This is a genomic window from Pseudomonas sp. NMI760_13 (assembly GCF_021283245.1).
Classification (GTDB): domain Bacteria; phylum Pseudomonadota; class Gammaproteobacteria; order Pseudomonadales; family Pseudomonadaceae; genus Aquipseudomonas; species Aquipseudomonas peradeniyensis.
Genome location: NZ_JAJSRC010000022.1, coordinates 100,312 through 110,594, shown reverse-complemented (window position 1 = coordinate 110,594; position 10,283 = coordinate 100,312). Strand labels below are relative to the sequence as shown.

The 10,283-nt window shown below is 65.7% G+C and carries 10 protein-coding genes; 7 read left to right on the top strand and 3 right to left on the bottom strand.

Annotated features, from left to right (window positions below):
* Positions 1–179: 179 nt before the first annotated feature.
* Together LU671_RS20765 and LU671_RS20760 are read right to left on the bottom strand one after the other, a co-directional pair.
* Entirely contained in the window at positions 180–1,328 is a 1,149-nt protein-coding gene (locus tag LU671_RS20765) for a patatin-like phospholipase family protein (RefSeq protein WP_232856735.1), read from the bottom strand.
* Between the two features lie 144 nt (positions 1,329–1,472).
* On the bottom strand, positions 1,473–2,408 hold the full coding sequence (locus LU671_RS20760) for a lipid A biosynthesis lauroyl acyltransferase (RefSeq protein WP_203647654.1): 936 nt from the start codon (positions 2,406–2,408) through the stop codon (positions 1,473–1,475).
* A gap of 100 nt (positions 2,409–2,508) precedes the next feature.
* On the opposite strand from LU671_RS20760, the gene minC reads away from it, so the two are divergent.
* The 7 genes from minC to LU671_RS20725 all read left to right on the top strand — a co-directional run bounded on the left by minC (position 2,509) and on the right by LU671_RS20725 (position 9,267).
* Positions 2,509–3,270, top strand: a complete 762-nt coding sequence (gene minC, locus LU671_RS20755; protein ID WP_203647655.1) for a septum site-determining protein MinC — start codon at positions 2,509–2,511, stop codon at positions 3,268–3,270.
* A 96-nt stretch (positions 3,271–3,366) separates the two neighbouring features.
* Positions 3,367–4,179 carry a septum site-determining protein MinD gene (gene minD / locus LU671_RS20750; RefSeq protein ID WP_203647656.1) on the top strand — a complete coding sequence of 271 codons (813 nt, stop codon included), beginning with the start codon at positions 3,367–3,369 and terminating at the stop codon, positions 4,177–4,179.
* A 3-nt stretch (positions 4,180–4,182) separates the two neighbouring features.
* Positions 4,183–4,437 (top strand): cell division topological specificity factor MinE, encoded by a 255-nt coding sequence (gene minE, locus LU671_RS20745; RefSeq protein WP_023631120.1) that lies wholly within the window; start codon positions 4,183–4,185, stop codon positions 4,435–4,437.
* 149 nt (positions 4,438–4,586) lie between these two features.
* Positions 4,587–5,222: an RluA family pseudouridine synthase gene (locus LU671_RS20740; RefSeq protein WP_084941741.1), complete on the top strand. Its 636-nt coding sequence runs from the start codon at positions 4,587–4,589 to the stop codon at positions 5,220–5,222.
* Positions 5,223–5,384: 162 nt separating this feature from the next.
* The gene (locus LU671_RS20735; protein WP_203647657.1) at positions 5,385–6,674 is read left to right on the top strand and encodes a M18 family aminopeptidase; all 1,290 of its coding nucleotides are present in this window, start codon (positions 5,385–5,387) and stop codon (positions 6,672–6,674) included.
* Between the two features lie 224 nt (positions 6,675–6,898).
* Positions 6,899–7,069 carry a hypothetical protein gene (locus LU671_RS20730; protein ID WP_167388396.1) on the top strand — a complete coding sequence of 57 codons (171 nt, stop codon included), beginning with the start codon at positions 6,899–6,901 and terminating at the stop codon, positions 7,067–7,069.
* Positions 7,070–7,113: 44 nt separating this feature from the next.
* The gene (locus LU671_RS20725; RefSeq protein WP_232856733.1) at positions 7,114–9,267 is read left to right on the top strand and encodes a mechanosensitive ion channel family protein; all 2,154 of its coding nucleotides are present in this window, start codon (positions 7,114–7,116) and stop codon (positions 9,265–9,267) included.
* A 99-nt stretch (positions 9,268–9,366) separates the two neighbouring features.
* On the opposite strand, the gene LU671_RS20720 is transcribed toward LU671_RS20725, so the two are convergent.
* Positions 9,367–10,080, bottom strand: coding sequence for a UTRA domain-containing protein (locus LU671_RS20720; RefSeq protein WP_203647658.1), 714 nt, complete (start codon positions 10,078–10,080; stop codon positions 9,367–9,369).
* Positions 10,081–10,283 lie beyond the last annotated feature (203 nt).

Sequence of the window (10,283 nt, the reverse complement as noted above, 5' to 3'; positions counted from 1 at the left end):
CACTGATTTTGCCTCCAATTGGGCGCCATCATAGCGCCCGATGAAGGTGTCCAAAATCATTAGGCCAGTTCACCTTGCGCCGCGAAAGGGCCGCAAAGCGGCCCCGGCAGTCTTGAGATGGGCACACATCCTGGGGCTGTTCTGCAGCTCTTTCGCGGCACAAGGCCGCTCCTACAGGGTCAGGCGGGCAATCCCAGGAACTGACACAACTCCCGCTTCTTGGCCAATGCATCCTTGCGCCCCAGTTCGATCAGCTCGCTGCAATAGCTCGCCTCGAACAGCAGGTAGCTCAGCACCCCCGCGCCGCTGGTCTTGGTAGCGCCAGGCCCACGCAGGAACAGCCTCAGCGCCGCCGGCAGCTCGCGCCGATGACGGGCGGCGATCTCGTCCAGCGGCTGGCTGGGCGCTACCACCAGCACCTCGATCGGCGCCAGCCCCAGGCGCCGGGCGTCCAGGTGCGCCGGCATCAGGTGGCTCAGATGGTTGAGCCGCTGCAGCAGCTCGATATCGTCCTCGAGGCTGTCGATGAAGGTGCTGTTGAGCATGTGCCCGCCGATCTGCGCCAGGCTTGGCTGCTGGCCGCTGAACACGCGCTGGGTCGGCAAGGGCGGCGCCGGGCGCTGGGGGTTGCCACTGACGCCGACCACCAGCACGCGGCTGGCGCCCAGGTGCAGCGCCGGGCTGATCGGCGCCGACTGGCGCACCGCGCCGTCGCCGAAGAACTCATCGCCCAGGCGCACTGGCGCGAACAGCAGCGGGATCGCCGAGCTGGCCAGCAGGTGGTCGATGGTCAGCGGCGTGGGCATGCCGATGCGCCGGTGGCGCAGCCAGGGTTCGATGGTGTCGCGGCCCTGGTAGAAGGTCACCGCCTGGCCGGACTCGTAGCCGAACGCGGTCACGGCGATGGCGCGCAGCTGATTGGCCGCCAGGGAGTGGGCGATGCCATCCAGGTCCAGGTGCTCATGCAGCAGACGGCGCAGCGGGCGGCTGTCGAGCAGCGCCACCGGCACCTGGCCGCCGAGCCCCAGCAGGCTGTGGCCGACGAAACGGCTGGCCTGGCGGATCACCCCGGGCCAGTCGCTGCGCAGCACCAGGTGGCTGCGAAAGTTCTGCCAGAAGGCGGTCAGGTGCTGCACCGATTCGGCGAAGCGGGTGGCGCCGCTGGCCAGCTTGACGGCGTTGATGGCGCCGGCGGAGGTGCCGACGATCACCGGAAAGGGGTTCGCCGCCCCAGGGGGCAGCAGCTCGGCGATGCCGGCCAGCACGCCGACCTGGTAGGCGGCGCGGGCGCCGCCGCCGGAGAGGATCAGGCCGGTGGTTGGGGACATGCTTCCTTCCTGGATCATGGTTGACAGGTCTGGCCTCTTCGCGGGTAAACCCGCTCCCACAGGTACAGTGCCGGCCTTAGCATATACATACCCCCTGTGGGAGCGGGTTTACCCGCGAAGAGGCCGGCCCTGCTATAGCAACAGTCAGCGTTTCTTCTTGTCGTACAGCCGTGGCTCGCCCTCGGGCCGCGACTTGAAGCGCCGGTGCGCCCACAGGTACTGCTCGGGACACGCGCGCAGCACGCCCTCGACCCACTGGTTGATACGCAGGCAGTCGGCTTCCTCGGTTTCGCCGGGGAAGTCCTCGAGCGGCGGGTGCACCACCAGACGATAGCCGCTGCCGTCCTCAAGCCGTCGCTGGGTAAACGGAATCACCCGGGCCTTGCCCAGCCGGGCGAACTTGGTGGTGGCCGTGACGGTGGCTGCGGGGATACCGAACAGCGGCACGAAGATGCTCTGCTTGGCGCCATAGTCCTGGTCCGGCGCGTACCAGATCGCCCGGCCCTTGCGCAGCAGCTTGAGCATGCCGCGCACGTCATCACGCTCCACGGCCAGCGAATCGAGGTTGTGGCGCTCGCGGCCACGGCGCTGGATGAAGTCGAACACCGGGTTGCCATGCTCGCGGTACATGCCGTCGATGGTGTGGGCCTGGCCCAGCAGCGCGGCGCCGATCTCCAGGGTGGTGAAGTGCACGGCCATGAGGATGGCGCCCTCGCCTTCGCGCTGGGCGGCCTGCAGGTGCTCGATGCCCTCGATGTGGGCCAGGCGTGCAAGACGGGCCTTTGGCCACCACCAGCTCATGGCCATCTCGAAGAAGGCGATGCCGGTGGAGGCGAAGTTTTCCTTGAGCAGGCGTTGCCGTTCGTCGCCGGACAGTTCGGGGAAACACAGTTCGAGATTGCGCGCGGCAATGCGCCGGCGCTCGCCGGCCACCCGGTACATCACCGCGCCCAGGGCGCGACCCAGCCCCAGCAGGGCGCGGTACGGCAGCTGGGCGACCAGCCACAGCAGGCCCAGGCCCAGCCACAGGCCCCAGAATCGCGGGTGGAGGAAAGAGGATCGAAAACGCGGGCGTTCCATTGAAGCTTCCGGCAAGACATGAGCCCGGCATTCTACATCGGTTGCGGGCAATCGGTCTTATCGCTATAAGTCAGGGCACTTTTTTCGCAACAAGCCGTCTATGCAGACCATGAGCCCCAACCAGACACCCGACAACGCCCCCGTGTTCCAGCTCAAGGGCAGCATGCTTGCCATCACCGTGCTGGAACTGGCGCGCAACGACCTCGAATCCCTCGACCGCCAGCTGGCGGCGAAGGTGGCGCAGGCGCCGAACTTCTTCAGCAACACCCCGCTGGTGCTGGCCCTGGACAAGCTGCCCCATGACTCGGGCGCCATCGACCTGCCCGGGCTGATGCGCATCTGCCGTCATCATGGCCTGCGCACCCTGGCGATCCGTGCCAGCCGCATCGAGGACATCGCCGCGGCGATCGCCATCGACCTGCCGGTGCTGCCGCCGTCCGGGGCCCGCGAACGCCCGCTGGAACCCGAGCCGGAAGTGAAGACGCCCGAGCCTGCACCCGCTCCACCAGCGGCACCGGCCGAACCCGAGGTACGCCCGACGCGGATCATCACCTCGACCGTGCGCGGCGGCCAGCAGATCTACGCCCAGGGCGGCGACCTCGTGGTCACGGGCTCCGTCAGCCCCGGCGCGGAACTTCTCGCCGATGGCAACATCCATGTGTACGGCGCCATGCGCGGCCGTGCCTTGGCGGGTATCAAAGGCAATACCAAGGCGCGCATCTTCTGCCTGCAGATGACCGCGGAAATGGTCTCGATCGCCGGCCAGTACAAAGTCTGCGAAGACCTGCGCCGCGACCCGCTGTGGGGATCGGGCGTGCAGGTCAGCCTGTCCGGCGACGTGTTGAACATCACCCGTCTTTAACGGATACTTGCCGGCATTTTTAGCGCAACTTTTTTCCAGTTGCCGTTTTTTGTATTTGCAGGGACGCCTGTCCCGATTATTTAGGGGTGAAACACCTTGGCCAAGATTCTCGTGGTTACTTCCGGCAAGGGGGGTGTGGGCAAGACCACCACCAGCGCCGCTATCGGTACCGGCCTCGCGCTGCGCGGGCACAAGACTGTCATCGTCGACTTCGACGTCGGCCTGCGTAACCTCGACCTGATCATGGGCTGCGAACGCCGCGTGGTGTACGACTTCGTCAACGTGGTCAATGGCGAAGCCAACCTGCAACAGGCCCTGATCAAGGACAAGCGCCTCGAGAACCTGTTCGTCCTGGCCGCCAGCCAGACCCGCGACAAGGACGCCCTGACCAAGGAAGGCGTCGAAAAGGTCCTGATGGAGCTCAAGGAGCAGTTCGAGTTCGTGGTCTGCGACTCGCCGGCCGGTATCGAAAAAGGTGCTCACCTGGCGATGTACTTCGCCGACGAAGCCATTGTCGTGACCAACCCGGAAGTCTCGTCGGTGCGTGACTCCGACCGCATGATCGGCCTGCTGTCCAGCAAGTCGCGCCGTGCCGAGCAAGGTGACGACCCGATCAAGGAACACCTGCTGATCACCCGCTATCACCCGGAGCGCGTCGAGAAAGGCGAAATGCTTGGCGTCGAAGACGTCAAGGAAATCCTCTCGGTCGAATTGCTGGGTGTGATTCCCGAATCCCAAGCCGTACTCAAGGCCTCCAACCAGGGCATCCCGGTCATCCTTGACGACCAGAGCGATGCCGGCCAGGCCTACAGCGACACCGTCGACCGCCTGCTGGGCAAGCCAAAGCCGCTGCGGTTCATCGAAGTGCCGAAGCAAGGATTCTTCGCGCGCCTGTTTGGAGGCAAATAAACCATGAACCTTTTTGACTTCTTTCGTGGCAGACAGAAACAGAGCAGCGCGTCGGTAGCGAAAGAGCGTCTACAGATCATCGTGGCGCACGAGCGTGGCCAGCGCAGCACCCCGGACTACCTGCCAGCCTTGCAGAAGGAGCTGGTCGAGGTGATCCGCAAGTACGTCAATATCGGCAACGATGACGTGCAGATCGAGCTGGAAAATCAGGGCAGTTGCTCGATTCTGGAACTGAACATCACTTTGCCTGATCGCTGATTCAAGCACTTCCGGCTGATCCTGGGGCTGCCTTGCAGCCCTTTCGCGGCACAAGGCCGCTCCTACACAGGCCCTGCCCCCCCTGTAGGAGCGGCCTTGTGCCGCGAAAGGGCCGCAAAGCGGCCCCGATTGTCTATAGAGAACCTGCAATGCCGCTGTCGAACATCCAGATCCTTCACGAAGACGCCGCCATCCTGGTGATCAACAAGCCGACCCTGCTGTTGTCGGTGCCGGGCCGCGCCGAGGACAACAAGGACTGCCTGATCACCCGCCTGCAGGAAAACGGCTACCCGGATGCCCTGATCGTCCACCGCCTGGACTGGGAAACCTCGGGGATCATCCTGCTCGCCCGCGACGCCGACAGCCACCGCGAGCTGTCGCGCCAGTTCCACGACCGCGAGACGGAAAAGGCCTATACCGCGCTGTGCTGGGGCCAACCGACCCTGGACAGCGGCAGCATCGACCTGCCGCTGCGCTACGACCCGCCGACCAAGCCGCGTCATGTGGTCGACCATGAACAGGGCAAGCACGCCCTGACCTTCTGGCGCATCGTCGAGCGCTGTGGCGATCATTGCCGGGTCGAGCTGACACCGATCACCGGACGCTCGCACCAGTTGCGCGTGCACATGCTGTCGATCGGCCACCCGCTGCTGGGCGACCGGCTGTACGCCAACCCCGAGGCGCTGGCGGCCCATGAGCGGCTGTGCCTGCATGCGTCGATGCTGAGCTTTACCCATCCGGTTTCGGGTGAGCGGTTGAAGTTCGAGTGTCCGGCACCGTTCTGATCCATCGGCGCTGGATTCTTCGCGGGTAAACCCGCTCCCACAGGAGAGTGCCTAACTTGAAATCTGCGCGGCAGCTGTGGGAGCGGGTTTACCCGCGAAGAGGCCGACACAAATTTTCGAGTATTTACGCTAAACTCGCGCCACTGCTGTCTGGAGTGACTTATGCGCGATGCCCTGAACGCCGGCCTGATCGAATTCCTCAAGGCCTCCCCGACGCCCTTCCATGCCACCGCCAGCCTCGCGCAGCGCCTCGAGGCCGCCGGTTACCAGCGCCTGGACGAACGCGACAGCTGGGCCACCGTGCCCGGTGGTCGCTACTACGTGACCCGCAACGATTCCTCGATCATCGCCATCAAGCTCGGCAAGCTCTCGCCGCTGCTGGGCGGCATCCGCATGGTCGGCGCCCACACCGACAGCCCGTGCCTGCGGGTCAAGCCGCAGCCCGAGCTGCAACGCCAGGGCTTCCTGCAACTGGGCGTGGAAGTGTACGGCGGCGCCCTGCTCGCGCCCTGGTTCGACCGCGACCTGTCGCTGGCAGGGCGGGTCACCTTCCGCCGTGACGGCAAGGTCGAGAGCCAGCTGATCGACTTCAAGCTGCCGATCGCGGTGATCCCGAACCTGGCGATCCACCTCAACCGCACCGCCAACGAAGGCTGGCAGATCAACCCGCAGACCGAGCTGCCGCCGATCCTGGCCCAGGTGGCCGGCGACGAGCGCATCGACTTCCGCGCCCTGCTCACCGAGCAGCTGGCCCGCGAGCACGACCTCAATGCCGACGTGGTGCTGGACTACGAGCTGAGCTTCTACGACACCCAGGACGCCGCGCTGATCGGCCTGAACGGCGATTTCATCGCCGCCGCCCGCCTGGACAACCTGCTGTCATGCTATGCCGGCCTGCAGGCATTGCTGGGTGCCGACAGCGACGAGACCTGCGTGCTGGTGTGCAACGACCACGAGGAAGTCGGCTCGTGCTCGGCCTGCGGCGCCGACGGCCCGATGCTCGAGCAGACCCTGCAGCGCCTGCTGCCCGAGGGCGACGAATACGTGCGCACCATCCAGCGCTCGCTGATGGTCTCGGCCGACAACGCCCACGGCGTGCACCCCAACTACGCCGACAAGCACGACGGCAACCACGGTCCCAAGCTCAACGCCGGCCCCGTGATCAAGGTCAACAACAACCAGCGCTACGCCACCAACAGCGAAACCGCCGGTTTCTTCCGCCACCTGTGCATGGCCGAGGAAGTACCGGTGCAGAGCTTCGTGGTGCGCAGCGACATGGGCTGCGGCTCGACCATAGGCCCGATCACCGCCAGCCACCTGGGCGTGCGCACGGTCGACATCGGCCTGCCGACCTTCGCCATGCACTCGATCCGCGAGCTGTGCGGCAGCCATGACCTGGCACACCTGGTGAAGGTGCTCAGCGCGTTCTACCGCAGTCGCGAACTGCCCTGAGACCGAGTCGCCTTCTTCGCGGGTAAATCGCATCGGCGCACCGCCACTCCCACAGGGATATCACTGTTATTGAGCCCAGTGATATTCCTGTGGGAGTGGCGGTGCGCCGATGCGATTCACCCGCGAAGAGGCCGGCACAGGCGACGCAACTGTCCCGGATCAACGCCCTCCGCGCGCAACCCGCTATGCTTAAGACATGCCCCACAGCAAAAGGATTGCCGTCCATGTCATCCCCCTTCCTCTCCCTCTTCGTGCCGGTGTTCCTGTTCCTGATGCTGCTGACCATCGGCTTCAGCCTGCGCGAGCGCAATGTCGGCGTGCTGATGATGTGGATCGGCACCCTCGGCATCTTTGGCCTCACCTGCTGGAAGATCCTCGAGAAACTGCCGTCGTAAACCACTACACTCGGGCAAACGTTTGACCTGAGGTAGAGTTTCCGGTGCCAGCCCTTCTGCGTTGCATCACGCTGCTGTTCCTGCTGTTCGTCACCCCGGCGCACGCCGCCGGCCTGCCCGGCCTGCTCGGCTCCAGCACACCCGCCCAGCCCGAAGCCAGCGAACCGCTGGGCAAGTCGCTGGACGAGGTGATCAAGAACCTGGAGAACGACCAGCAACGGACCAAGCTGCTGGCCGACCTGAAGAAGCTGCGCGACGCCACCAAACAATCGCAACCCACCGTCGAGCAGGGCGTGCTCGGCCTGATCGGCGGCGCCCTGCACGATTTCGAGCAGCAGTTCAGCGGCGATGCCAGCCCGTTCAAGCGCTGGTCGCTGGAAATCGACCAGGCGCAGGACGAGCTGGCCGCGCTGGTGGTGCCGGTGCACCAGTGGCCGGCGATCCTGTTCGGCTTTGCCGGGGTGATCCTGGTCTGGAGCCTGTTGGCCTACACCTTCAACTGGATCGGCCACCGCGTGCGCCTGCGCTTCGGCCTGACCGAGGAACTGCCCCAGCACCCACGTACCTGGGACCTGGTGCGCTTCGCCCTGCGCAAGCTGGGACCGTGGCTGGTGGCGCTGGTGTTCACCGTGTACCTGAGCTTCGCCCTGCCCTCCTCGCTGGGCAAGTCGATGGCCATGGTGCTGGCCTACGCGCTGGTGGTCGGCACGCTGTTCTCGGCGATCTGCGTGATCGCCTTCTCGCTGCTCGACGGCCCGCATCGCCACCGCGCCCTGCACATCCTGCGCCACCAGGCATTCCGCCCGCTGTGGCTGATCGGCAGCTTCGCCGCGTTCGGCGAGGCGATGAGCGACCCGCGCCTGACCACCGCGCTGGGCAGCCACCTGGCCCACGCCCTGGCCACCCTGGCCAATGTCGTCGCCGCGCTGTGCACCGGGCTGTTCATCCTGCGCTTTCGCCGCCCGATCGCCCACCTGATCCGCAACCAGCCCCTGTCCCGACGCCTGACCCGGCGCACCCTGAGCGACACCATCGAGCTGCTCGGCAGTTTCTGGTACGTCCCGGCGCTGATCCTGGTGGCGATCTCGCTGTTCGCCACCTTCGTCTCCGCCGGCGACACCAGCACCGCCCTGCGCCAATCGCTGATGTGCACGGTGCTGGTGGTGGTGTGCATGGTGCTCAACGGCCTGGTCCGACGCCACGCCGCCAAGCCCAGGCGCGCCAACAAGCGCCAGGCGGTCTACACCGAACGCCTGCGCAACTTCGGCTACGTGCTGGTGCACCTGTTCATCTGGCTGGTGTTCATCGAACTGGGCCTGCGTGTGTGGGGTCGCTCGATGATCAGCTTCGCCGAAGGCGACGGCCATGAGGTCAGCCTGCGCCTGCTGGGCCTGGCCGGCACGCTGATCGTCGCCTGGCTGGTGTGGATCCTCGCCGACACCGCCGTGCACCATGCCCTGGTGCGCTCGCGCCGGGGCCTGGCCAACGCCCGGGCGCAGACCATGATGCCGCTGATCCGCAACGTGATGTTCGTGGTGATCTTCATCATCGCGGTGATCGTCGCCCTGGCCAACATGGGCATGAACGTCACCCCGCTGCTGGCCGGTGCCGGCGTCATCGGCCTGGCCATCGGTTTCGGCGCGCAGTCGCTGGTGGCCGACCTGATCACCGGGCTGTTCATCATCATCGAGGACTCGCTGGCGATCGACGACTACGTCGACGTCGGCGGCCACCTGGGCACGGTCGAGGGCCTGACCATCCGCACCGTGCGCCTGCGGGACATCGACGGCATCGTGCACACCATCCCGTTCAGCGAGATCAAGAGCATCAAGAACTACTCGCGGGAGTTCGGCTATGCGATCTTCCGCGTGGCCATTCCGCACAGCATGAACATCGACCAGGCCATCACGCTGATCCGCGAAGTGGGGCAGAAGTTGCGCAACGACCCGCTGATGCGCCGCAACATCTGGTCGCCGCTGGAGCTGCAGGGGGTGGAGAGTTTCGAGTCGGGTTCGGCGATCCTGCGGGCGCGGTTCAAGACCGCACCGATCAAGCAGTGGGAGGTGTCGCGGGCGTTCAACCTGGCGTTGAAGCGGCAGCTGGACGAGGCGGGGCTGGACCTGGCGACGCCGCGGTTGTCGGTGCAGGTGGTGACGGCCGGAGGGGGCCAGATGGCGGAAGCCGGGTCCTCCAGTTAGGGCCCTTTCGCGGGTAAACCCGCTCCCACAGGATTGCCACACATTCGAAAATTGTGGGGTCCCTGTGGGAGCGGGTTTACCCGCGAAGAATCCAACACCTTATCCCGCCTGGGCACGGATGCGGATCGCATCGTGGCGCCAATATTCCAGGTCACAGTCGATCAGATGCCCATGCTGGTCGCTGTTGACCCGGGTGATATGCAAGCCCGGACTGCCCGCCGAAACCTTCAACGCCCCCGCCGCCGCCACCGGCAACGCGGTCGGCAGGATCTCGAAGCACACCTGCCCATAGTGAATGGCGTACTCCCGCGCATAGATCTCGGTCAGCGACCGGGCCAGGTCCAGCTCAAGAATCTTCGGGAAGTAGCGCGGGTTGAGGTAGTGCTCGGCATACAGCACCGCCCTGCCGTCAATGCGCCGCAGACGGCAGATCCGCACCACGCTGGACAACGCCGGCAGGCGCAGGCGCGCGCAGATCGACGCCGAGGCCGGCTGCAGGCGCGCCGACAACAACTCGGTGCTCGGTACCCGCCCCTGGTCGCGGACCATCGCATGGAAATGGCTGCGCTCGATCAGGTCGTAGGTCAGCCGCTCGGGCGCGACGAACCAGCCACGGCGCTCCTCGCGGTAGATCAGCCCCTGGGCCTCCAGCTGCACCAGCGCCTCGCGCAGGGTGATGCGCGTGGTGTCGAACACTTCGCTGAGCCTGCGCTCGGCCGGCAGCTTGCCGCCGGGGGCCAGCAGGCCGTGTTCAATCTGCTCCTGCAGGGCATGGCAGATGGCTGTTACCGCGCGCGGTGGCGTCGCTTGCATCAAAGGTTACCTATCTGGACTAGTCCAGCCCCATAACAGGGCATGTGGCGATGGCTACAAGCCTAGGCATGGCTGATGAACATCCTGTGACAAAGCCTCGCCCAGGGACTTGCCAGATCCGGGCCAGGCCACGCGATTCAAGGCTTTCGATGTGGTCTACGCTGTATTCCCAGAGCCATCGGCCTGCCACCCGCGCCCTCTCC